The organism is Saccharopolyspora endophytica (assembly GCF_018070075.1).
GTDB classification, from domain to species: domain Bacteria; phylum Actinomycetota; class Actinomycetes; order Mycobacteriales; family Pseudonocardiaceae; genus Saccharopolyspora; species Saccharopolyspora endophytica.
Map to the genome: position 1 here is coordinate 1 of NZ_JAGPXE010000008.1, position 24,083 is coordinate 24,083.

Annotated in this window: 16 protein-coding genes and 1 pseudogene; 5 read left to right on the top strand and 12 right to left on the bottom strand. The window is 70.8% G+C overall.

The genetic code is table 11. From position 1 onward, the window contains the following. Window positions 1-543: 543 nt before the first annotated feature. From KBO27_RS34630 to KBO27_RS18855, 4 genes are all read right to left on the bottom strand, one after another. Window positions 544-4,248, bottom strand: a complete 3,705-nt coding sequence (locus KBO27_RS34630; protein WP_210971245.1) for an FkbM family methyltransferase — start codon at window positions 4,246-4,248, stop codon at window positions 544-546. 261 nt (window positions 4,249-4,509) lie between these two features. Further along, a complete protein-coding gene (glnA, locus tag KBO27_RS18845; RefSeq protein ID WP_210971246.1) occupies window positions 4,510-5,853 on the bottom strand; it encodes a type I glutamate--ammonia ligase in 1,344 nt (447 codons plus the stop codon). Window positions 5,854-5,916: 63 nt separating this feature from the next. Continuing rightward, window positions 5,917-7,530: an SLC13 family permease gene (locus KBO27_RS18850; protein ID WP_210971247.1), complete on the bottom strand. Its 1,614-nt coding sequence runs from the start codon at window positions 7,528-7,530 to the stop codon at window positions 5,917-5,919. Between the two features lie 58 nt (window positions 7,531-7,588). Next, the gene (locus tag KBO27_RS18855; RefSeq protein WP_210971248.1) at window positions 7,589-9,166 is read right to left on the bottom strand and encodes an alpha/beta hydrolase; all 1,578 of its coding nucleotides are present in this window, start codon (window positions 9,164-9,166) and stop codon (window positions 7,589-7,591) included. 83 nt (window positions 9,167-9,249) lie between these two features. On the opposite strand from KBO27_RS18855, the gene KBO27_RS18860 reads away from it, so the two are divergent. The 5 genes from KBO27_RS18860 to panB all read left to right on the top strand — a co-directional run bounded on the left by KBO27_RS18860 (window position 9,250) and on the right by panB (window position 16,916). Then, on the top strand, window positions 9,250-10,995 hold the full coding sequence (locus tag KBO27_RS18860) for an NAD+ synthase (RefSeq protein ID WP_210971249.1): 1,746 nt from the start codon (window positions 9,250-9,252) through the stop codon (window positions 10,993-10,995). 165 nt (window positions 10,996-11,160) lie between these two features. Next, on the top strand, window positions 11,161-14,148 hold the full coding sequence (locus tag KBO27_RS18865) for a DEAD/DEAH box helicase (protein ID WP_210971250.1): 2,988 nt from the start codon (window positions 11,161-11,163) through the stop codon (window positions 14,146-14,148). Continuing rightward, window positions 14,141-14,944: an SWIM zinc finger family protein gene (locus tag KBO27_RS34635; protein WP_210971251.1), complete on the top strand. Its 804-nt coding sequence runs from the start codon at window positions 14,141-14,143 to the stop codon at window positions 14,942-14,944. Before KBO27_RS18865 ends, KBO27_RS34635 begins: the two co-directional genes overlap by 8 nt. Window positions 14,945-15,146: 202 nt before the next feature. Further along, window positions 15,147-15,938 carry a transporter substrate-binding domain-containing protein gene (locus KBO27_RS18875; RefSeq protein ID WP_210971252.1) on the top strand — a complete coding sequence of 264 codons (792 nt, stop codon included), beginning with the start codon at window positions 15,147-15,149 and terminating at the stop codon, window positions 15,936-15,938. A gap of 123 nt (window positions 15,939-16,061) precedes the next feature. Next, window positions 16,062-16,916 (top strand): 3-methyl-2-oxobutanoate hydroxymethyltransferase, encoded by an 855-nt coding sequence (gene panB, locus KBO27_RS18880; protein WP_210971253.1) that lies wholly within the window; start codon window positions 16,062-16,064, stop codon window positions 16,914-16,916. A gap of 45 nt (window positions 16,917-16,961) precedes the next feature. Here panB and KBO27_RS18885 read toward each other — a convergent pair whose 3' ends face one another. The 8 genes and pseudogenes from KBO27_RS18885 to KBO27_RS18920 form a co-directional block, all read right to left on the bottom strand. After that, on the bottom strand, window positions 16,962-17,369 hold the full coding sequence (locus KBO27_RS18885; RefSeq protein WP_307870484.1) for a DUF4326 domain-containing protein: 408 nt from the start codon (window positions 17,367-17,369) through the stop codon (window positions 16,962-16,964). Between the two features lie 194 nt (window positions 17,370-17,563). Further along, a complete protein-coding gene (gene npdG / locus KBO27_RS18890) occupies window positions 17,564-18,229 on the bottom strand; it encodes an NADPH-dependent F420 reductase (RefSeq protein ID WP_210971254.1) in 666 nt (221 codons plus the stop codon). Between the two features lie 80 nt (window positions 18,230-18,309). Further along, window positions 18,310-19,761 (bottom strand): annotated as a pseudogene (locus KBO27_RS18895) (RNB domain-containing ribonuclease). 6 nt (window positions 19,762-19,767) lie between these two features. After that, window positions 19,768-19,926 (bottom strand): hypothetical protein, encoded by a 159-nt coding sequence (locus KBO27_RS18900; protein ID WP_372448861.1) that lies wholly within the window; start codon window positions 19,924-19,926, stop codon window positions 19,768-19,770. A 111-nt stretch (window positions 19,927-20,037) separates the two neighbouring features. Next, on the bottom strand, window positions 20,038-20,487 hold the full coding sequence (locus KBO27_RS18905) for a hypothetical protein (protein WP_210971255.1): 450 nt from the start codon (window positions 20,485-20,487) through the stop codon (window positions 20,038-20,040). A 44-nt stretch (window positions 20,488-20,531) separates the two neighbouring features. Then, window positions 20,532-21,548, bottom strand: coding sequence for a C40 family peptidase (locus KBO27_RS18910; RefSeq protein WP_210971256.1), 1,017 nt, complete (start codon window positions 21,546-21,548; stop codon window positions 20,532-20,534). A 5-nt stretch (window positions 21,549-21,553) separates the two neighbouring features. After that, window positions 21,554-22,138: a hypothetical protein gene (locus tag KBO27_RS18915; RefSeq protein WP_210971257.1), complete on the bottom strand. Its 585-nt coding sequence runs from the start codon at window positions 22,136-22,138 to the stop codon at window positions 21,554-21,556. An 18-nt stretch (window positions 22,139-22,156) separates the two neighbouring features. Continuing rightward, window positions 22,157-24,073 carry a hypothetical protein gene (locus KBO27_RS18920; protein WP_307870485.1) on the bottom strand — a complete coding sequence of 639 codons (1,917 nt, stop codon included), beginning with the start codon at window positions 24,071-24,073 and terminating at the stop codon, window positions 22,157-22,159. Window positions 24,074-24,083 lie beyond the last annotated feature (10 nt).

Genomic DNA, 24,083 nt, shown 5'->3' on the forward strand with positions numbered 1-24,083 from the left:
TACTCAAAGAAACCACCAACCACCAACACGATCACTCGCATCACTGGTCAGGGGCATAAAAGAACACTAACCAAAACAGTCCACTGTTGAGTTCTCAAAGAACACACCCACACCATCGCCACAACCCCTTCACAGGGCCGCAAACTCCGGGGAGTCATTTCCTCGTTCTTGTGTTGGTAACTCTAGCAGGCTCTCTTTTCGGCGTTTTCAGGGGGGTCCCCTTACTTTCTCGCCGGAAGCGCGAGCCCTATTCGAGTTATCAACTGCCGGTCGGACGCGGAACCGGAGCTCCGCCTCTACCCAGCGACCGCCTTACGTTACCTGGTGCGCTTCGCGGTGTCAAACCGCGCGCCCCGAACCGGTTTGCGCTGTCACGTGAGCCCGAACCGAGTTCGGGACCTCGTGGCGCTCCCGGTGCCGTTCGCCGCGAACACTCCGCGTCGTTCGGCTTTCCGTGCGACGAAGAGAAAGTTACGCACACTCTGCGTCAATGTCAAATCGCCTGGTCAGACCTTGACGCCACCCGTTCGGCCCAGCGCGGGGTCACTTCTGCTTCGGCCGCAGCCAGAGCTTCACGCTGCTTCCACCGCCGGCGGCCTTCATCGCTTCCAGCAGGTCAGAGGCCTCGACCGGACGGTCGCGGCCGACCGGCACGAGCTCGTAACCCCACGTTCCGAACTCACGGAGCGCAGCTGCCGGATCATCGCCGAGCCCGCTGATCGCGTCCGGTGTGAACGAGCACACGATCGAGGGACGATCGCGGCGCAGCATCCGCACCAGGCCTCCCAGGACCCGGTGCACCCTGGCGCCCACGTCCACGTGCACCACGGAGAGCTTGAGCTTCTCCAGCGAGGCGTGGCTCTCCAGCTCCTTGTCGAGCCGGAACGCCGGCACCCGGTCACCTTGTTCCTGACCGGCATCCGGTGCGACCGGGCTGACCGACACGCCGCCGGCGAGTGCGGGCTCTTCCGCCAACTCCCCCGGGCCGTCCCAGGCCGCGCCCTCGATGAGCAGCAGCCGGTTGGCCCACGCCGAAGGCACGTTCATCTCGACGTTGTGCTTGAGCAGCGCGCGAGCCTGCCGGCTGGGTTCGACCGCGACGACCGCACCGCTGTTCCCGAGCCTGCTCAGCACCCGCACGGTCTGGTAACCGACGTAGGCGCCGACGTCGAGGAACACGCCGTCCGGTTCGAGCAGGGAATCGATGAGCGCGGAGGTGTCGGCGTCCCAGGAGGGGTTCGACGACAACCACGGCAGCATCAGCGCGTCGTCCGCGGGCAGGCGCATCAGGCCTGCGTCGCAGAGCACCGGCGTCGTGGTGCCGTCCCCTCCCCCGGTGGCGCGCTCGTGCTCGCGCAGCAGGATCCGTTGCAGCACGTCGGTGCGCTGCAACGCGTTCGCCGCGTCGCCCGCCGCGCTGCGGACCCCGGATTCGAGGTCGTGCCGAGGTTGCCTGGCCTCCATCGCGTCCATGCGGTCGAGGACCTTCTCCAGCGCGCCGGTGAGGCCGTCGATGCGTTCGGCGAGCGCGTCGACCCGCTCGTCCGCACCACCGGTGCTCGCCGGGACGCCGGACTCCTCCAGGCGCCTGAGCCTGCGGTGCTGATCGGCGAGGTCCGCGCGAGCGCGAACCAGGCCGTCGTCGGTGCCGACCAGTTGCGCGCCGAACTGGTCCTGCCTGCGCAGCAGCTGCGCGAGCTCGGCGCGCATGCCCTCGACGTCGCCGTCGCCGTCCGACTCGTACTGGCGGCGCAGCAGCTCGCCCGCGGTCTGCTCGACCCCGTCGACCAGCGAGCGGAGCACGTCGCGGATGTGGTCGTCGTAGTGGCTCAGCGCGCGCAGCACCGCCTTGCGCAGGGTGGGTGCGATCGCGTTGCTGCTCTGCCCCACGTCCGGGGCGCGGTGCAGCGCGTGCCGCGCCACCAGCAGCGGGCGCAGCGGGTCGTCGAACTGGCCGTGCTTGTCGCCGGACCACTTGGTGCGCCAGTTGCGGTAGGCGTGCTCGACGCGTTCCCGCAGGCGGGCGCCCGCGCGGGCCACGGTGTGCGTGCCCAGCAACGTCTCCCTGGCCGCGACGCCGAATGCCGCGGTGCCCTCGGGGTCGTCGGCGGCGTCGCGCATGATCTCGGCGGCGGCCTCGACGTCCGGTTCGCTGACGCCCTGGCAGGGCACGAGGCGCGCGCACTCGGCGCCGAGGAGTTCGGCGACCGCGCCGTGCTCACCGGCGATCACCGGCACGCCGTGCGCGGCGACCTCCAACAGCCGCAGGGCGTGCTCGTCACCCGCGTCGCCCCGGTGCAGCGAGACGAAGCAGTCCGCGGCCGCGAGCAGCGCGTGCAGGTCGACGTCGGTTTCGACGAGCCTGACGCGGGGGTCCGCGGCGGTGGCCAGGCGGAGCCGTTCGGCGGCCTCCGGGTGGCGGGAAGCGCCGTTCACCGCCATCAGCAGGCGCACGTCCTCGCGCTCGGCGAAGGCGGTGAGGAACGCCGAGACGAGACCCAGCGCGTTGTCCGCGCGCTCGGCGGCGTGGTCGACGTGGGCGGCGATGACGAACTCGTCGGAGAGCTCGAACCGCGCGCGGGCTCCCTTGCGGGTCGGCAGGTCGATTCGGTCGCGCTCCGGTGCGGGCAGCGTGACCACGCGCGTCTTGACGCCGTTCCGGCGGACCGCGGCGCGGCTGCTCTCCGACAGGACCCAGGTCTCGGCCGCGTCCGAGTCGAGGCCGCCGCTGCCGGTGTGCACGTCGATGACGTAGCGGCCCGCCGGCACGGACAGACCGGGCGCGCAGCGCAGCACCACCGGGTAGTAGGCGGTGTCGGCGGAGGGCAGGCCGGAGGCTCCGACGGCGGTGCGCATCAGATCGGCGAGCGGCCCGCTGCCCAGGACGGCGACCCCGAGCTGGTCCACGAGCGCCAGGTCACCGCCGGTGCGGCGGTGCACGGCCTCGGCGGGCACCCGACCGCTGGCCACTCCGACGCCCGCGCACCACTCGTGGAACGCCTCGGCGTCGGCGCCGAACGGATCGGGGTAGTCGCGGCGGAGGAGGTCGTCGTCGGCCCAGACCGACGCCGTCCAGCGGGATCCGCCCGAGGTGCGCTGCCGGTCGTCGGCCGGGGCGCAGGCCCACTCCTTGAACGCCGAGGCACCGTCGGGTTCGAACGGGCTCGGCGGCGCGTCGCCGTCGCCGAGCCAGACGTCGAGGTACTGGCTGCGGAGGCTGTCGGGCAGCAGGACGCCGTCGGCCAGGGCGTCGAAGGGGTGCGGTTGTTCGCGGCTGTAGCCGGCGTCGACCAGGGCGTTGCGGTAGCTCGCGCACAGGCCGGCCAGCACCGGGTTCTCCGACAGCAGCAGTCGCGGGTTGTCGGCGTAATCGGCCGACAGCAGCCACGGTCGCTGCGGCTGGAAGCCGTCGAAGTGCACGCTGCGCAGCGCCGATCCGTCCACGACGTGCTCGCCGTCGGCGACGTCCAGTTCGCGCTGCGCGGCGTTGAACACCGACAGGCCGACGCCCGGATCGCGGATCACCTTGTGGTCGACGAGCGCGGGAGCGCCGTCGAGGACGGGCGCGGTCATCGTCGGGTCGTGGCGCAGCTGCTCGATCCAGGTGGTCAGCAGGTCCTCGGCGCCGGGGCGGACCGCGAAGGCGCTGGAGTCGAAGGTGCCGGAGTCGGCGAGGTCGGCCGGGCTGGGGCGCAGTCCGTCGGCGGCCAGCGGGTGCAGCACGCGGGGGACCAAGGCGACCGGGCGCTCCGCGGTCAGCCCGGTGAGCAGTTCGGTGAACGGACCGAAGACCTGCACCCACGGTTCGAAGTGCAGCACGGTCGAGCCCGACCGGAGCAGGTGCTTGAGCAGTCGCGGGCGCAGCACGCCGCGGAGCTGCTCGGCGGTGCAGCCGATGGCCAGCCTGGCGAATTCCTGCGGGTCGACGCCGATGTCGGTGATCGACAGCGCGTCGGGCTCCTCGCGGACGGCGCCGGGCTCGTCGACGATGAGCAGCACGAACCCGGATCCGGGGTGGTGCTCGCGGAAGCTCTTGCGCAGCACGCGCGCCGCGGGCAGCTGGTCGCGGCAGGCCAGGGTGCAGCCGAGGAGGGTGATCGAGGAGGACCGGCCCGCGGCCGGCTGCTCGGCGGGCCACTCGGGTTCGACGGACTCCGACGACTGCTCCAGAACGCCCGACTGGAGCTCGACGGCGGACTCGCCGGAGCGCGTTTCGTCGTGCTCGGAATGCGGCTGCGAATCAGTCACGCCCGCAACCTATCGCCCCACGCTTCTCAGAAGTACTCCGTGGTCCCTTTGCTTGGCAGAGCTCTGTGGTCCCTTTGCTCAGCGGTGCACGTGGGGGAACCTGAGCCGCGCTGTGGACTCCGCGCGCCGCTCCTGATGTATGCCAATACACGGCGTCGCGGCGTGCTCGCCACAGCACGGCTGGCGAACCCCCGGCGGTGCCAGCTGCTCAGGTGGGGCAAGGAGAAACCGGCTTCGCCGGTTGCCTGACGGGCTGCCCTTCTACAGAACCGGGAGCATCGAGGAGAGTTCGTACGGGGTGACTCGGCTTCGGTAGTTGTTCCACTCCTCGCGCTTGTTGCGGAGGAAGAAGTTGAACACCTCTTCGCCGAGGGTTTCGGCGACGAGCTCGGAGTTCTCCATCTCGCCGAGCGCTTCGGTGAGGTTCTGCGGCAGGTTGGCGTAGCCGGCGGCCTTGCGCTCGTACTCGGTGAGGCTCCAGACGTCGTCCTCGGTCGCCGGCGGCAGCTCGTAGCCCTTCTCCACCCCGCGCAGGCCGGCGGCGAGGATCACCGCGTAGGCCAGGTACGGGTTGCAGGCCGAGTCGGGGTTGCGGACCTCGACGCGACGGGACGAGGACTTGCCCGGCGAGTACATCGGCACTCTGACCAGCGCGGACCGATTCGCGTGACCCCAGCAGACCGCGGTCGGGGCTTCGCCGCCGACGACGAGCCGCTTGTAGGAGTTCACCCATTGGTTGGTCACGGCGCTGATCTCGCGCGCGTGGTGCAGGATGCCCGCGAGGAACGCCCGGCCGGTCTCGGACAGCTCGTACGGGTCCTCGGGGTGGTAGAAGGCGTTCTGGTCGCCTTCGAAGAGGCTGAAGTGGGTGTGCATGCCCGAGCCCGGCTGGAGGCTGAAGGGCTTGGGCATGAACGAGGCGCGCACGCCCTGGGTGATCGCGACTTCCTTGACCACGTAGCGGAAGGTCATCACGTTGTCGGCCATCGTGAGCGCGTCGGCGTAGCGCAGGTCGATCTCCTGCTGGCCGGGCGCGCCCTCGTGGTGGCTGAACTCCACGGAGATGCCCATCGCTTCGAGGGTTTCGATGGCGTTGCGGCGGAAGTGCGGGGCGGCGTCGTGGCTGGACTGGTCGAAGTAGCCGCCGGAGTCGGCCGGCTCGGGCTCGCTGCCGTCACCGGGAAGATCCTTGAGCAGGAAGAACTCGATCTCGGGGTGCACGTAGCAGGTGAAGCCGGATTCGGTGGCGCGCGACAGGGTCCGGCGCAGGACGTGTCGCGGATCCGACCAGCAGGGTGATCCGTCGGGCATCTGGATGTCGCAGAACATCCGGGCCGAGTAGTGCTCGCCGTCGGCGGTTTCCCAAGGCAGCACTTGGAACGTGCTCGGATCGGGCTTGGCGACCATGTCGGACTCGTAGACGCGGGCGAAGCCCTCGATCGCCGAGCCGTCGAACCCGATGCCCTCGGCGAAGGCGCCCTCCAGTTCCGCGGGCGAGATCGCCACTGACTTGAGCATGCCGAGGACGTCGGTGAACCACAGCCGCACGAAGCGGATGTCACGTTCCTCCAGGGTGCGGAGCACAAACTCCTGCTGGCGGTTCATAGCCGCACTCTAACTTCCTGGCCTCGGGATCGTCGTGATCGGCGTGGCCAGGTGCCGAGGTGCTCACCCGAAGCCGATGGCGGCGACCATCAACGGCAGCACGAGCCCGATGACCAGCGCGCCGGCCACGTCGAACACCGCGCCGGAGCGGATCATCTTGGTGATCGGGACCGCGCCCGAGCCGTAGACCACGGCGTTCTGGGGTGTGGAGACAGGCAGCATGAACCCGAAGGACGCCGCGAAGGTGGCGGCCAGGGCGGGCACGAACGGATTGGTTCCCGCCGCCAGGGCCACCGGGATGACGATCGGCACCACCACCGAGGCGGCGGCGGTGTTGGAGGTCGTCTCGGAGACCAGCACCGCCAGCACGATCGCGAAGACGGTGATCGCGACGCCGCTGCTCAGGCCGAGCGCCCCGGCCGTTCCCTCGCCGATGGTCTTGGCGAGCTCGGTGTCGGCGAGCAGCGAGCCGAAGATGATGCCGGTGCCGAACAGCACCACCGTTCCCCAGTCGATGCGGGAGGCCTCGGTCCAGGTGAGCGTGAAGCGGCGCTGGGACCAGTCGGTGGGCAGCAGGAACAGCAGGGAAGCGCCCAGGACGGCGACGATGCCCTCGTCGAGGCGGTCGCTGACGGCGTCGTAGGCGGCCGAGTCGTTGCCCGCGATCAGCGCGACGAATCCCGGTGTCACCCACAGCACGACGGTGATCGCGAAGGCGATCAGGGTGTTCTTCTCCGCGCGCGAGAGCGAACCGAGCTTGGCGCGCTCCTCGGCGACGTACTCCTCGACGCCGGTCAGCTTCGTGATCTCCGGGCGGTTGAGCAGCAGGAGCGCCACGGCCAGCACCGCGAACATCACCAGGCACACGGGTGCCGCCATGGCCATCCACTGCAGGAAGGAGATGCGCTGGCCGGTGACCTCCTCGATCAGGCCGCGGCCGATGAGGTTCGGCGGCGAGCCGATCGGGGTGAGCAGTCCGCCGACGCTCGCGCCGTAGGCGAGCATGAGCATCAGGGCGACGCCGACGCGCAGCCGCAGCGGGTCGAAGGGCGCCCCTTCGGGCAGCTGCTTGCGGACGAGCTCGGCGATGACGGCGAGGATGCCGACGGCGGTGGGCAGCAGCATCGCGACCGTGGCGGTGTTGGACACCACGGCCGAGAGCAGGCAGGTGATCACGCCGAACGCGGTGATGACCCGCCAGGCGCTCTTGCCGACGCCGGGCAGCGACAGGATGGTGAAGGCGAAGCGCCTGGCCACGCCGTGCCGCAGCATCGCCTGGGCGAGGATGAACGCCCCGATGAAGGTGAACACCGTCGAGGAGCCGAACGGTTCGAGCACGTCGTCGGGCGGCATGACGCCGAGGACCACGACCGCCGCGACACCGATCAGCCCGCCCACCGGGATCGGCACCGGTTCGCACACCCACAGCACGATCACCCCGAGCAGCACGGCGGCGAGCTTGTGCTGGGCGGGTTCGAGCTGGGTCGGCAGGAGCAGGAACAGGATGGTCAGCGCCGGGGCGAGGAACAGGCCGGTGGTGCGGCGGGCGCGTTCGAACCGCTCCTCCGCCGGGGAGAGCACCTGCTCACCGAGGCTCTTGTACGTGCTGCCGGAGAGCAGCACCGAAGTCACGCTCTGCTCAGCGGGCTTCCCGCCCGGTTTGTCCGCATGATCCATGTGCCGACGATAGGCGCCATGTGACCTGATTCACCACCACTGGCTCCGAGCGGATCGATCAACCCGTGCAGCGGGTTCCCTCCGGCGGAACCTGGAGGTCGACCAGGTACCTGGTTCCGGCGTCGTCCACGCAGCTCACTCCCTGCAGGTACACGGTGTGCTGGGTGCCCTCGTAGGTCAGCAGCCTGCCGTGCAGCGCCTGCGCGAGCTGCACGCCGGCCTCGTACGGCGTGGCCGGGTCGGCGGTGGTGGAGATGACCAGCACCGGCGGCAGCTCGCCGACCTGCGGCTGGGTGGGCTCGCCGGTCACCGGGACCGGCCAGAACGCGCACATGTCGCGGGCAGAGCTCGGCTGGTTGCCGTCGTCGAGGAACGGCGCGGCCTCCCGGTAGCGGCGGTCGGCCTTGCGGACCTCCTCGGGATCGGTGACCCGCTTGTCGTCGACGCAGTGGATCGCGTCGAAGGCGTCGGTGGTGTTGCTGTAGCGACCGCTGGAGTCCCGGCCGAAGTAGCTGTCGGCCAGGCTCAGCATCGTCTGGCCGCGGCCCTGCTCGAGTTCGGCGAGCCCGGTGTCGAGGGTCTCCCACAGCGTCGGTGCGTAGAGCGCTTGGATCGCCGCCATGGTGGCGTCCGGATAGGACAGTTCGCGGCCGTAGCCCGCCTGCACCGGGTTGTCGACCAGCGGGCGGGTCAGGCCCTGGAACCGCTGGACCGCCTGCTGCGGGTCGTGGCCGAGCGCGCACCGCGAGCGGGCCGCGCACCAGTCGGCGAAGTCGTCGAAGGCGCGCTGGAAGCCGGCGCCCTGCGCGACCAGCGCGTCCACGGTGGTCTGCCCGGGATCGATCGCGCCGTCGAGGACCATCGCGCGGACGTTGCCGGGGAAGCTCTCGGCGTACTCCGAGCCGATCCGGGTCCCGTAGGAGTAGCCGAGGTAGTTCAGCTTCGGCTCGCCCAGCGCGGATCGCAGCACGTCGAGGTCTCGCACCACGTCGCGGGTTCCGACGTTGGCGAGCATGTCCACGCCGGTGCGCTCGGCGCACTTGCCCGCGTACTCGCGCTCCTCCCGCTCGGACTGGGCGACGCCGGCCGGCGAGGTGTCGGCGTCGGAGTCGAGGCGTTCGGTGTCGCGCTCGGAGTCGTTCAGGCAGCGCACCGCGGGTTCGGAGGCGCCGATGCCGCGCGGGTCGAAGCCGACCAGGTCGAAGCGCTCCCCCAGCTCGTTGTCGCTGACGCTCGTGGTCAGGCTCGCCGCCGCGCTCATCCCCGACGCGCCGGGGCCGCCCGGGTTGACCATCAGGGATCCGATGCGCGACTGCTGGTCGGTGGCCGGTTTGCGCAGGACGCCGATCCGGATCGTCTTGCCTTCCGGCTGCGCGTAGTCCATCGGCACTTCCAGCCGCGCGCACTCCAGAGCCGGGTCCTGGAACGCGGTCCGGTCGGCGGAGGTGGTGGCGTAGTCCGAGCACGGGCCCCACGCGAGTTCCTGGCCGTAGTACCGGTCGAGTCCGGTGGGGATCGGGCCGACCGGCCCCTTGCGCTCGTTGTGCGGCTGCAGGGCCTGATCGCCTTGGACGCATCCTCCGGCGACCAGCACGAGCAGGGTCATCGCGGTGAGCACTCGGTGTGGTCGGGCCATTCCGAGATCGTGACATGAACATGCCCCTGTGATTCATGTCGGGCAGGGGCACACCACCTGGGTGGGTGCGCGAAGATGGGCGCATGCCCCAGTTGCGGATCGCACTCGCACAGGTCAACACGTGTGTCGGCGACGTCGCCGGCAACAGCTCGATGGTCCGGGACTGGACCCGGCGGGCTGTGCAGGACGGCGCCCACGTGGTGGCGTTCCCGGAGATGACGCTGTCCGGTTATCCGATCGAGGACCTGACGCTGCGCAAGTCGTTCGCCGCCGCGAACCGCGACGCGCTCGAGCAGCTGGCGCGCGATCTCCAGGCCGACGGATGCGGTGACGCGCTGGTCGTCGTCGGCCACCTCGGCCGGGACGACGAGGGGCCGCGCAACTCCGCGTCGCTGCTCTACAGCGGCGAGGTCGTGGCCACCTACAACAAGCACCACCTGCCGAACTACGGCGTCTTCGACGAGGCGCGCAACTTCGCGCCCGGCTTCGAGCTGCCGATCGTCAAGCTGCACGGCGTCGACGTCGGTGTCGTGATCTGCGAGGACATCTGGCAGAACGGCGGCCCGGTGGCGGCGCTGGGCAAGGTCGGCGTGGACATGGTCGTGTGCATCAACGCCTCGCCGTACGAGCGGTCCAAGGACGATCAGCGGGTGCCGCTGGTGTCGGCCCGCGCGGTCGAGGCGGGTGCTCCGCTGGCCTACGTGAACCTGGTGGGAGCGCAGGACGAGCTGGTCTTCGACGGCGATTCGCTGATCGCCGACGCGGAGGGGCGGATCATCGCGCGGGCGCCGCAGTTCGCCGAGCACCTGCTGGTCGCCGATCTGGAGCTGACCTCGGGCGGGCACACCTCGACGACGGTTCCGGCCGAGCCGGGTCCGATCCGGATGCCCGCCTTCGACGTGAAGCGGACGGTTCTGCAGCCCGAACCGGTGCCGAGCTTCGAACCGCGTCCGCTGCCGGTGCCCGCCGAACCGCTGTCCGACGAGGACGAGGTGTGGGGCGCGCTGGTGACCGGCCTGCGCGACTACGTGCACAAGAACGGCGCGCGGTCGGTGACGTTCGGGTTCTCGGGCGGCATCGACTCGGCGGTGTGCGCGGCTCTGGCCGTCGACGCGCTGGGCCCCGATTCGGTCCACGGCGTGTCGATGCCGTCGGTGTACTCCTCGGAGCACTCGCGCTCGGACGCCGCCGACCTGGCTCGACGGCTCGGCTGCCACTACGAGACCCACGCGGTCGCCGACATGGTTGACATCTACGTGCGGCAGCTGGAGCTGACCGGGCTCGCCGAGGAGAACGTGCAGGCCCGGGTCCGCGGCGTGCTGCTGATGGCGCTGTCGAACCAGCACGGCCACCTGGTGCTGGCCACCGGCAACAAGACCGAGCTGGCGGTGGGCTACTCGACGATCTACGGCGATGCGGTGGGCGCGTTCGCGCCGATCAAGGACGTGCCGAAGACGCTGGTGTGGAAGCTCGCCCGGTGGCGCAACGACGCCGCCGAGAAGCGCGGCGAGGTGCCGCCGATCCCGGAGAACTCGATCAGCAAGGTCCCGTCGGCCGAGCTGCGCCCGGATCAGACCGACCAGGACTCGCTGCCCGAGTACGACGTGCTGGACGTGGTCCTGGACGGCTACGTGGAGGGCGACAAGGGCTACCAGGACCTGGTGTCGGACGGTTTCGACGCGGAGCTGGTCGAGCGGGTGCTGCGGATGGTCGACCGGGCTGAGTTCAAGCGCCGGCAGTACCCGCCGGGCACCAAGATCACGTTCAAGGCGTTCGGCCGCGACCGCCGCCTGCCCATCACCAACCGCTGGCGCGAGATCGCGCCGTAGGCGTCGCGCCTCGGTCCGGACCGGCCGGGCACGAGGGAGTTCGCCCTGCTCCCACCGCCGCCACCCGAACGTGAGGGGAAGCGCGGACCCTAGACTCGCGGGAACTCGTTCCGGGGAGCCGCTGAGCGGCTGACCGCGTTTCGTCCGAGGCATTGGGGGCCGGTTGTGTGGGTTGTGCATGCGCTGTGCGACTCCGCGGACCGGTTGCTGGTGTGGGCGGAGGACTCGGAGCGGCCCGCTCGGTCGCCCGGCCGGGCTCCCGCCGGGGTCCTGGCGCATCCGTTCGGGGTCCCCGCGGACGAGCTGCTCGAGGCGCTCGCGGTCGAGGGCGCGGCCGTCGACGGCGTGGAGCTGGCGCTCCCGTCGTTCGCCGCCGCGCCGGTGGCGTCTCCGGAGCTGGTCCGGGACCCGCTGACGGCCGGTGCCGCACCGCGCGGGAAGTTGCGGTTGCGGCACTGGCAGGTGCCCGCCGTGGCGATCCGGCCCTCCGACCTGCCCGAACTGCTCGCCGCCGAGCTGCCCGGGTGCCGCATCGGGTCGGACGCCCGATTCCTGCGCGAGCTCGCCGACTTCGCCGAAGCCCTGGTCGCGGGCGGCCGGGTGCTGCCCTCGCTGGTCTTCGAGTACGAGCGGCCCGCCGCGCGCTGGGCCCCGGCGCTGTCGGGTTCCGACTCGGCCCGGTTCGTCGCGTTGCGCGAGTCCATGCCGCACGCCCTGCGCGCCGCCGACGGCGACGCCCCGGAGGGGGTCCTGCACGCGGCGCTCAACGCGCTGGTCGACGGCATCGCCCGCAGCAGGCTCCCCGGTGAGATGACCGAGGGCAGGGGTGTCACGGCGTCCTGGCTGAACGCGCTGTCCGGTGAAGCGCACTTCGACGGCGACCGCGCCCAGCTGCGGAAGCTCGCCCACCAGCTGGAGTCCTGGCGCAGTGGCCTCGCCGGGCAGAGCCCGCTGCGCACCTGCTTCCGGCTGCACGCACCGGAAGACGACGATCCCGACTGGATCGTGGAGTTCATGCTGCAGGCCGTCGACGACCCGGGCGTGCTCATCTCCGCCCAGGACGTGTGGGCCGACAACACCCAGGTGCTGCGGCGCTGGGTGGATCAGCCGCAGGAACTGCTGCTCGCCGAACTCGGCCGGGCCAGCCGGATCTGCCCCGAGCTCGACACCGCGCTGCGCTCCTCGCACCCGACCGAGCTGGTGCTCGACACCGAGGGCGCCTACGAGTTCCTCAGCCGCGCCGCCCAGCTCGACCAGGCCGGATTCGCCGTCCTGCTGCCGTCCTGGTGGGGCCGCAGTCAGCGCCAGCTCGGGCTGAAGCTCAACGCCACCAGCTCCGGGACCGCGGGCACGGTCACCAAGGAATCCGGCATCGACAAGAACGCCCTGATCGATTACCGCTGGGAACTGGCGCTGGGCAACGAGACCCTGACCAAGGACGAGCTCGCCGAACTGGCCGCCGCCAAGGTCCCCCTGGTGCGGATGCGCGGCCGCTGGGTGCAGGTCGACCGCAAGCGGCTCGCCGCCGGGCTGGCGATGCTGGAGCAGGACGCGACCGGCCAGATGACCGCCCTCGACCTGCTCAAGCAGGCCGGCGGCGAGGGCGAGGAGCAGCGGCCGCTGCCGGTGGTGGAGGTCAACGCCACCGGGTGGCTCGGCGAGCTGATGTCCGGGCAGGCCGACCAGCACCTCGAACCCGTCGACCCGCCCGCCGGTTTCGGAGCGACGCTGCGCCCGTACCAGCGGCGCGGGCTGGCGTGGCTGGTGTTCCTGAACCGGCTCGGCCTCGGCGGGTGCCTGGCCGACGACATGGGCCTGGGCAAGACCGTGCAGCTGCTCGCCTTGGAAGCCCTGACCCGCCAGGACGAGTCCCGCCCTCCGACGCTGCTGGTGTGCCCGATGTCGGTGGTCGGGAACTGGCAGCGCGAGGCGGAGCGCTTCGCGCCCGGGCTGCGGGTGCACGTCCACCACGGCGGCCGCAGGCTCAGCGGCGAGGACCTGCGCGAGGAGGTGGAGCGCTACGACCTGGTGATCACCACCTACCCCCTGGCCGCGCGGGACTCCGAGGGTCTGCGCGAGATCCGCTGGGAGCGGGTGGTCCTGGACGAGGCGCAGAACATCAAGAACAGCAATTCCCGCCAGGCCAAGGCGGTTCGCGGCCTGTCGGCCCGGCAGCGGCTCGCGCTGACCGGCACGCCGGTGGAGAACCGGCTGGCCGAGCTCTGGTCCATCATGGACTTCGCGAACCCGGGGATCCTCGGTTCGCTGAGCACCTTCCGCGCCCGCTACGCCGTTCCGGTCGAGCGCGACGGCGACACCGACGCGGCGGCCAGGTTGCGCAGGGTCACCGGCCCGTTCGTGCTGCGGCGGGTCAAGACCGATCCCGCGGTCATCAGCGACCTGCCGGACAAGATCGAGATGAAGCAGCTGTGCAACCTCACCTCCGAGCAGGCCACGCTCTACCAGGCGGTGGTGGACGACATGCTCGCCCGCATCGCCGAGAGCGAGGGCATGGAGCGCCGGGGGCTGGTGCTGGCGACCATGTCCAAGCTCAAGCAGGTCTGCAACCACCCCGCCCAGCTGCTCGGCGACGGCTCGGCGCTGTCCGGCCGCTCCGGCAAGCTGGCGCGGCTGGAGGAACTGCTCGAATCCGTGCTCGCCGAAGGTGACAAGGCCCTGGTGTTCACCCAGTTCGCCGAGTTCGGCGGGCATCTCGTGCCGCACCTGTCGGCGCGCTTCGACACCGAGGTGCCGTTCCTGCACGGCGGGACGCCGAAGAAGGCCCGCGACGCCATGGTCGAGCGGTTCCAGGACCCCGAGGGGCCGAAGATCTTCCTGCTGTCGCTGAAGGCGGGCGGCACCGGACTGACGCTGACCGCCGCCAACCACGTCATCCACCTCGACCGCTGGTGGAATCCGGCCGTCGAGGACCAGGCCACCGACCGGGCGTTCCGCATCGGCCAGCGCCAGGACGTGCAGGTGCGCAAGCTGACCTGCATCGGGACCCTGGAGGAGAAGATCGACAAGATGATCGAGGACAAGAAGGCGCTGGCGCAGCTGGTGGTGGGCAGCGGCGAGAACTGGCTGACCGAGCTGTCCACCCAGCAGCTGCGCGAGCTGGTCACGCTGGACGCGGAGGCGACCGGTGCCTGAGCAGTGGAAGTTCGAGGCGCGCGGACCGATCCGGGTCACCGGCGGCATCAAGGCGCGCAGCAAGCGCGGCACGATCGCGCAGACCTGGTGGTCGCAGCGGTTCATCGAGGTCCTGGAGTCCTTCGGCATGGGCGGTCGGCTGCAGCGCGGCAAGAACTACGCGCGCTCGGGCCAGGTGCTGAACATGACCCTGTCGACCAGCGTCGTCGTCGGCCTGGTGCAGGGCTCTCGGCAGGAGCCGTACCGGGCGCGGATCGGCATCAAGGCGTTCTCCTCGCAGCAGTGGGCGCACATCGAGCGGGAGCTGGCGGGCCAGGCGCTGTACGCGGCGAAGCTGCTGGCCGGGGAGATGCCGACCGATCTGGAGGAGGTGTTCGCCGAGCTGGGGCTGGAGCTGTTCCCGTCGACGATGCGCGAGCTGACCATGGATTGCACGTGCCCGGACTGGGAGATTCCGTGCAAGCACCTGGCCGCGACCTGCTACCTGCTCGCGGAGTCCTTCGACGAGGACCCGTTCCAGATCCTGGCGTGGCGCGGCCGCCGCCGGGAGGAGCTGCTCGACCGGCTGCGCGCCTTGCGCGGCACCCAGCAGGTCACGCCCGAGGAGACCTCGGAGGAGGCACCGCTGTCGGACCACCTCCACGACTTCTGGACCAGCCCCTCCCCCGCCGGAACCCCCGAGTCCGCCACTAGCGGGACACCCGTGCTCGACGAGCTGGAGCCGCTGCCGCTGAAGGTGAACGGCACCGCGGTCACCGACCTGCTGCGGCCGGCGTACCGGGCGTTCACCGGTTGAGCGCTGCGGGGAGGGGAGTACCCCCAGGTGGCTCCCCTCCCCGACTCGGCACGACTCCCACGCGCTCCAACCGTGAGACGCCTCCCCCCGCAGGAGGTTGCCTGCCGGGATTTCCCGTTATTACCGAACCTCACAGCCCCGGGTCTGGCTTTCCCGGCGCCGGCGGGTTATGCCTTGTCCTGCACGGAGATCGGGAGGCCGCATGCGCTGGGTGAAGTTCGGGATCGGGTTGGTCATGGCCACGGCGGTGACGGTGGGGTGCTCCGCACCACCGCCTGCGCCGCAGGCGGCGCCGAACCGCCTGCAGGAGGTCGAGCAGCGCGGTGAGCTGCGGGTGTGCAGCACCGGCGACTACCGGCCGTTCACCTACCGCGACGCCTCCGGGGCGTGGAGCGGCATCGACATCGACGTCGCCCGCGACATGGCGGCGAAGCTCGGCGTGCGCGCCACCATCGTGCCCACCACGTGGAAGACGCTGATGGACGACTTCACCCAGCGCTGCGACATCGCCGTCGGCGGTGTGTCGGTGACGTTGGAGCGGGCGCAGCGGGCGTTCTTCAGCACGTCGTTCGGGGTGGACGGCAAGACGCCGATCACGCGCTGCGAGAACGTCTCCCGCTTCCAGACGCTGGAGCAGATCGACCAGCCCGGCGTGCGCGCGGTGGTCAACCCCGGTGGCACGAACGAGAAGTTCGCCAAGCAGAACCTCGAGCGGGCCACCATCGTCGACCACCCGGACAACAACACGATCTTCCAGCAGATCATCGACGGCCACGCGGACCTGATGATGACCGACTCCTCGGAAACCCGCTGGCAGTCCCGGCAGCACCCGGAGCTGTGCCCGGTGCACCCGGATCAGCCGTTCACCTTCGCCGAGAAGGCCTACCTGCTGCCGCAGGGCGACGTGGCCTTCCAGCAGTGGGTCGACCACTACCTCGACATCGCCCGCCACGACGGCACCTACCAGCGCTTCGCCGCTCCCTGGATCGGCTGACCGGCTGTGATGTGAGGCAGCAGTCATCGCCTCGCCGGGGTCCGCGTGCGACGCTGGCGAGTACAACCATCCGCAACGACCCGGGGACCCGTTTCGGGCCTCGAGGGAAAAGGACGGTCAACGATGACTGCTGCCCACAACCAGGGCGAGACCGCGGCGCCGTACGGATCGGGACCGACCCGGCGCAAGGTGCGCATCCACCACCTCCAGCAGCTCAAGGAGCGCGGCGAGCCGTGGCCCATGCTCACCTCCTACGACATGTACAGCGCCCGCATCTTCGACCAGGCCGGCATCCCCGTCCTGCTGGTCGGTGACTCGGCGGCCAACAACGTCTACGGCTACGAGACCTCGCTTCCGGTGACCGTCGACGAACTGCTGCCGCTGACCCGCGCCGTCACCGGCTCCGCCGAGCACGCGCTGGTCGTCGCCGACCTGCCGTTCGGCTCCTACCAGGCCTCCCCCCAGCAGGCGCTGGAGACCGCGACCCGGTTCATGAAGGAAGGCCGCGCGCACGCGGTGAAGCTGGAGGGCGGTCGCCGCTTCGCCCCGCAGATCGAGGCGCTGACCTCGTCGGGCATCCCCGTGATGGCCCACATCGGCTTCACCCCGCAGCACGAGCACGGCCTCGGCGGCTACCGCGTGCAGGCCCGCGGTGACCAGGCCGAACAGCTGCTCGACGACGCCCTGGCCGTGCAGGAGGCCGGCGCGTTCTCGGTGGTGCTGGAGATGGTCACCGCCGAAGCCGCCAAGCGCGTCACCAACGAGCTGCGCATCCCCACCGTGGGCATCGGCGCCGGCCCGGACTGCGACGCCCAGGTCCTGGTCTGGACCGACATGGCGGGCATGAACACCGGCCGCACGGCCAAGTTCGTCAAGAAGTACGCCGACCTCGGCGGCATCCTCTCCGGCGCAGCCGAGCAGTTCGCCGACGAGGTCAAGGGCCGCACCTTCCCCGGCCCGGAGCACTCCTTCCACTGACCCGCTGAAGCCGGGGTGTGCTTGGCACGCCCCGGCTTTCGGTCGTCAGTGCGCTCGGTGGGCGAGGACGTCCGCGTGGCAGGGCTTGGGAGCGCACCAGCAGCCCAGCGCCCTGCCCGCGAGCTCGCCTTCGCGGAGGCGTTCGAGGAGGTCCGGGCGGCCGTCGAGCCATTGCTCGTAGTGCCGGACCATGGCTTCGCGGTCGGTCTTGGCCTCGGAGACGAACGGGCTGGCGAAGTCCGACTGCGGCCACGAGTGCCTCGGGCCGGAATGTCCCACGTAGGTCACCAGGTCCTGCTCGACGAGCCACGGGACCAGGTGCTTGTGCGGTCCGTCCTTGCGAACGTTGATCACCACCGCGTGCCCGTCGAGCAGGGCATCCGCCCGCTCCCGCTCGTCATCGCTCCAACAGCTCGCTTCCTCCGGCAGCACGGACACCACCTCCGCCCACACCGTGCCACGATCCCGCCACTCCCACTCACCCCAACTTCCACTGAAATCGGGGCCCGAGTTCCACTGAAATCCGGATCTCGACGCCAGACATTTACCGAGATCCCGGCCCCCGGCCCCGGATTTCCACTGAACTTCGGGTTCGGAGTTCCACTGAAATCGGGGGTCGGCTTGGGGCGGTGGGTTGGCGGCGCAGGTCAGACGTCGGTGATTCGGAGGCCTGCGTGGGCTTTGTAGCGGCGGTTGATGGCGATGAGGTTGGCCGTGAAGGCCTCGACCTGGTGGGCGTTGCGGAGGCGACCTCCGTAGATGCCCCGGACGCCGGGGATGACGTCGGCCAGTTCGCGGACGGTGTCCGTGGCCTCGCGGTCGTCACCCAGGACCAGGACGTCGAGGTCGACGTGGTCGACGGCGAGGTCGGCGAGGGTGACCGCGGAGACGTGGTGGAACGCCGCGGTGACCCGGGAGTCGGGCAGGATCTGCTCCGCCTGCTGGGCGGCGCTGCCCTCCTCGACCGGCAGCGCGTAGGGGCCCTTCTTGTCGAAACCGAGCGGGTTCACGCAGTCGATGACGATCTTGCCCGCCAGCTCGGTCTGCAGGGACTTCAGCGTGTCGGCGTGGCCCTCCCACGGCAGTGCCGCCAGCACCAGGTCCGAGGCCGCCGCGCAGCCCGCGTTGTCGGCGCCGGTGACGTCGCCGCCCGCGATCTCCTTGATCTCATCGGCGGCCTGCTGAGCTCGCTCCGCGTTGCGGGACCCGATCACGACCTTCAGCCCGGCCTTGGCCCAGCGGATCGCCAGCCCCCGGCCCTGAGCTCCGGTACCGCCCAACACTCCGACGGTCATCTCCCGCACGCCAGTCACCTTCACGGCCCCTCTCGTCGCCATCGACCTTCACGATCCACAATCGACCCACTGGCCACGAGAATGCCACGAGGTGTGCGTCAGGCCACTTCGAACTCGACGTCGCGACGCTCCGAATCGGCGGTCACCAGCCGCACGCGAACCTGCTGGCCCTCGCCCAGGCCGCTGCCGGTGCAGCGGGCGATGATCGGCGGATCGGCGACGAAGACCTCACCCGCGACGCCGTTGGGCACCCGCAGCACCGTCGCCGGGAACTCCTCGCCCACGCGCGAGACCAACGACCACGCCTACGTCTGGGCGATGCAGGCCCGCTCGACCTGCGCTGCGACCCGGTCCGAGCCGCCCATCGCCGACGGGAGTTCGCCGAGCGCCTCGGTGACCCATTCCGGGATCTCGCGGCCTGCGGTCACCGCCAGGCAGATCTCCGCGCAGTACCGGTCCACCAGGCGCCGGATCGGTGCGGTCACGTGCGCGTACGAGGCGCCGATGCCCGCGTGCCCGGACTTGGCGGGCGCGCCGGAGTCGAACGCCGTGTAGCCGGCGCCGCGCAGCAGCCGGGTGGCCGCCACGTGCACCGCCAGCGCTTCCGGGCGTGCCGGGTCGAGCTCGGCGAGCGCTTCGGCCGCGGACAAGCCGACCGGCCAGTGCACCCCGAGCTGGTTCGCCGAGCGCCGCAGCACGTCGACGGTGGCGGCATCGGGTTCGGGCACGGTGCGCAGCACACCGACGCCGGCCTCCAGCATGATCTCCGCCGCGCACATGCCGGTGAGCAGTGAGATCTCGGCGTTCCACTCCTCCACGACCAGCCTCGGCCGCAGCGCCAGCCGCCAGCCGCCCTCGCCGTCGGACTCCACCTGCTGCTCGGGCAGCCCCAGCTCGATCGCACCGCGCCGCAACGCCTGCTCGCGGCGCAACCTGCCGATCTCCGGCAGCAGCTCGATCGACGGGTGCGCGCAGCCGTGCGCCAGGGTGCGCTGCACGCCGTCGTAGTCCAGGCGGGCGACCGAGCGCACCAGCGCGCGGCGCACGTCGACCCGCTCCGGAGAACCGTCGGAGTCGAGGTCGATGGTCCACAGCACCGCCACGCGCACCTGGTCGGGCAGCAGGCTCGCGGCGTCCTCGCACAGCAGGGTCGGGTGCAGCGGGATGTTGCCGTCCGGCAGGTAGAGCGTCTGCCCCCGGCGCCGCGCCTCCCGGTCGAGGGCACCGCCGGGCGGGATGAACGCGGCGACGTCGGCGATGGCGTAGTGCACCCGGTACCCGCTGCCGCGCCGTCGCAGCAGCACCGCTTGATCGAGGTCCTTGGCGCCCGGCGGGTCCACCGTCACCAGCGGGAGGTCGGTGGCGTCGTGGCGGAATCCGGTCGGCAGCGGCTGGGCGACGGTCTGCTCGACCTCGGCGAGCGCGCTCGTCGGGTAGTCGCGGGGCAGGTTCAGCTCACGCCGGACGGCGGCGAAGTCCAGCCCCAACGGGTGCGCGGCAACGGGAGGAACAGCGTGGACGCCGTCCGGGGACCTCTCCGCCGCCGCCACGAGAACTCAGTCCTCTTCTTTCCAGCGGCGGTCGGCCTCATCGGCCGCCTCGGTGCGCTCCTCGGCTATCTCAAGAGCGCGAGCAGCGGTCTGCTGGTCCGGGTACGGGCCCAAGCGGTCGGCGGCACGGCAGCCCGATTTGGGCTCGACCTGCCGATGCTTCAAACAGAAGTACCAACCTCCGCGGGCCATGCCCCGAGCCTCGCACGACAGCGCCCGCCTGTCACGCTTCGCGCGCCGGATCGACCGGGATGTCCGAACGGCCGTCACGAGTCGTCACCAGGCCGGCGGTGGCGGTGGGGCCGCCGGGGGCTGGACGCCGCGCGGCGGGATCGGGTCCAGGCAGGACACCAGCACCTGGTGGTCCTCCGGGTTCTCGATCCGGCGGCCGTCGCGCATCCGGTACTCCAGCTCGCCGTCGTCGCCGACCTCGACGGTGCAGCCGACCTCGGCCAGCTGGTCGTCGTCGAGATTGGCCAGCCGCTCGTAGCGGGACGGCACCACCCGGTAGACGGGCCACTGCACGTGCCCGAACGCCTGGTGGAACTCGGCGAGCAGGTTGCGCATCTGGTGCTGCCAGGGCAGCGGCATCGCCTCGGCGAGCGAACGCGGTAACACCGCGTAACCCGAGGAACTTCCGGGTGGGGACTGGTTCAGGTAGTCACCGAGCGGCGTGCTCGACGCGGGCGGACCGGTCGGCCGCGGGATCGGGTCCGGAGTGAACATGAGCAACCCTTTCCGGAGTTTCAGCAGGCCGACGCCATTCTTACCTAACGGGCGCCTCCGGCGGCGGGTACCGCGCCGGGCGGCGCGGGCGTGTCCGCTGCGGGCCGGACGACCATCGGCAGCAGCTGCCCGCCGTCCCACAACTTCGTGACCTCGACTGATTCACCCGGTTGCGGTGCGTGCAGCAGCTGATCGTCGCCCAAGTAGAGCCCGACGTGGTGAATTCCGTTCGGATCGCGGCCGTATCCCCAGAACACGAGATCACCCGGTTGGGCCTGTGCCAGCGGCACGTGGACGCCGCCCTGGAAGTACTGGGTCTGCGAGTACTTCGGGATCTCGACACCCGCCGCCTTCCACGCCTGCTGCGTCAGGCCCGAGCAGTCGAACGACGCCGGACCCGCCGCACCCCACACGTAGGGCTTGCCGAGCTGGGCCTTCGCGTACGACAGGGCCTGGCCCGCGAGCACGCTGGCCCCGGGCAGGTCCTCGCAGCCGGAGATGCCGGGAACGTTGCCCTCGACGCTGACCAGGTGCGCGGCCATCGGCTCCCAGCGGTGGTAGCGCAGCGGGAACGCGGAGCGCTCGACGCGCTGCGCCGCGGTACCGGGCCGCAGCTCCTCCCAGCCGGGAACGGCCAGCAGCACGTCGTAGAACTTGTTGATCTGGTACTCGACGTCGGTGACCTGCGCGACCGATCCCCAGCCCATCGACGGCCGCATCTGGAAGATGCCCAGCGAGTCGCGGTCGCCGTGGGTCAGGTTGGCGAGGTTCGACTCGGTCTTGCCCGCCTGGATGGCGATCTGCCACGCGCGCGGCGGCAGCCCGCGCTGCTTGCCGACCTCGATGATGCGCTTGGCCAGCGCGACGGACTCCGGCTTGAGCGAACCGGCGTCCTGCTCACCTCTCCCGGCGCCGTTGCCCCACGGCCCGAGGTTGGCGCTGCAGTTGGACCAGCCCTGGTTGCCGCCGCTGCTGCTGCTGATCAGCATCGTCAGCGCACCGAGACCGATCATTCCTGCGAAACCCGCGAGCACGATGAAAGCGACCACGAGCTTGCGCATGCGCGTCAACCTTCCTTGTCGTACTGTGCCACCCGCCAACCGGACGGGGTCCTGTTCACGGTCACGTTCAGCACCCCGATGTCGCTGGGCAGCCGGACGATCATCGAGCCCTCGGTCGAGCTCACCGCGGACGGCGCTCCGGTGATCACGTTGCCCGCGTTCACCGGATCGACGGTCGACAGCTCGGTGAGGAACTCGTCAGTGGTCAGCGGGCGCAGCCCGTTCAGCCACTGCTGGCGGTCGGCACCGACCGGGTGGTTCACCCACGCCTCGCCCCACTTCTCCACGATCGCCACACCCGCCGGGTCCGGCGCGGTCGGAGTGGGACCGGCCTGCGGCACGGAGATCGTCGGCGGCCGCTTGGTCGTGGGCACCACGGCGGAGCGCTGCGGCGGGAGCGTGTACTCGGTCGTCCGCCCACCGGCGGCCTCGTTGCGGCTCGGCGGTGGTTCGGGCAGCAGCAGTCCGACGACGGTGGCCACCGCGCCCACCACGACCAGGGTGGCCGCCAGGTGCTTGGGCGAGCGCAGCGGCCAGCCCCAGAACCTGCGGTACACCGCGGCTCGCCCGCGGTGCGTCCGGATCGGCATCAGCTCCCCCTCGTGTGGTCAGCCATCGGCCACTTCCAGTCCCCGGGACGGCCGGTAGATCACGTGCACCGGACGTCCCTGCACGACCTCGCGGTCGGCCAGGCGCGGCGAGTCGGCGCCGGCCGGTTGGTCCGACACGCGCTCCACCGTCGCCCGCGACGGGATCAACACCGGATCTTCGTCGTTCCCGTCCCACTTGGCATCCGCCACCGGGTTGGTATCGACCACCCGACTGGCCGCCCGCATCTCCGGGACGCCCTGCATGCCGCCCGGTCGGCGCGGCGAACCGCCGCCGGCGGGCAGCGCTCCGGCCGCCGCACCGCCCGAGCCGATGGAGCCCTGCGGCGCGGAGTCGTCGTCGCGGTCCAGCCGCTGGGCGACGGCGGGCAGCAGCGCCTCCGGGCGCCTCCGGCGCGGCCGGTCGCCGTACTCGTCCTCGGGATCGCTGTCGCGGACCTGCTCCCAGAACTCGCCGCCGGAGGGGTTCTCGCCCCGCCTGCCGAAGCGGGCGAAGATCCCGCCCTGCGCGCGCGGCTCCGCGCGTCCGACCGTGCCCACCGACAGCTCGACCATCTGCGCGATCCGCCGGATCGGCCTGGCGATCATCAGGAACACGATGGTGATCAGCGCGGCCAGCAGGATCTGGGTGAGCGCGGAGAAACCGCGGGTCGGGTCGAAGATCCAGGTCAGGAGCAGGGTGTGCAGACCGGCCAGCGCCGAGACCATCACGACGTTGAGCACCGCCGCACCCGCGACGCGGCCGATCATCCGCAGGATCTGGTGGTAGACCAGCGCGATCAGGCCGATCAGCGGACCGGCCAGGATCAGCACCCGCAGCAGCACCTGCGCCAGCAGGATGGTGGCCTTGGCCAGAAGCTGGAACGAGGCGTAGGCCAGCGACTGCACGCTGCCCAGCACGCCCGCGCCGACGCGGCTGCCGTCGATGCCCTGGAAGTAGCCGTAGGCGCTGCCCATCTTGCCCGCGACGTCCTCGAACGCCTGCTTCTTGCCCTCCGGCGAACCGCCGTCGGCCCCGGCGTTGACCTCCTGCTTGGTCCAGGCCTGGGCGCGCAGCAGTTCCCGGCCGAGCTGCTGGGCCTGCGGGGAGTCCGGCGAACCGAACTCGCCGCGCAGCCAGTTGCGGTAGATCACCTGATCGTGCAGCAGCGTCGGCAGCGCGTTGGCCTCGTCGACGCCGACCTCGTGCAGGAAACCGGCCTGCACTGCGGAGGTCCCGGTGATCACGATCTCGTCGAGCGCGTGGGTGTAGACCAGCGGCGTCAGGTAGGTCGCCGAGGCGAACCACAACCCCGCCAGCGCCCACATGCCGCGCTTGCCGATGCTGGCCAGGTCGCCCTGCCAGATGTAGCGGAACAGCACGACCGCCAGCACCAGCGCGACGAGGCCGAACCAGGGCGCGAACACGCTGTCGTAGAGCGCGACCGTGCCGGTGGCGATCACCTCGTCCAGCGGGTCCATCAGGTCGCCGTTGAGCAGCGCGTAGTGCAGCCCGTTGGTGGCGCCCACCAGGTTCTTGGCGAGGTTGAACAGCTCGTTGCCGACCCAGGTGTCGACCAGCGCGTTCGGGTTGGTCACGCCCTGGGGGCCGCAGCCGAGGTCGTAGGTGTGCCAGATCAGACCGGCGTAGCCGACCTCGTCGTAGGCGCTTCCCGGGTTGCCCGCGCCCATCGGCGCCGGGTCAAGCGCGCCCACCATGCCCGAGCCGGGGCGCTCCGGGTTCGGGGCCTCCTTGCAGTCCAGGCTCTGGCCCCAGGCCGGGACCGCCATCAGCGACTGGATCGCCAGCAGGCCCGCGATCAGCAGGTAGGCCCTACGGCGACGGGGCGTCAGCACTTCCGCCGAACGCGTCCGGCGATTGACCACCAGCACGGCGGCCACCGCTGCGAGCGCAGCGGCGATCACCACGATGCTCACGACCGCGCCG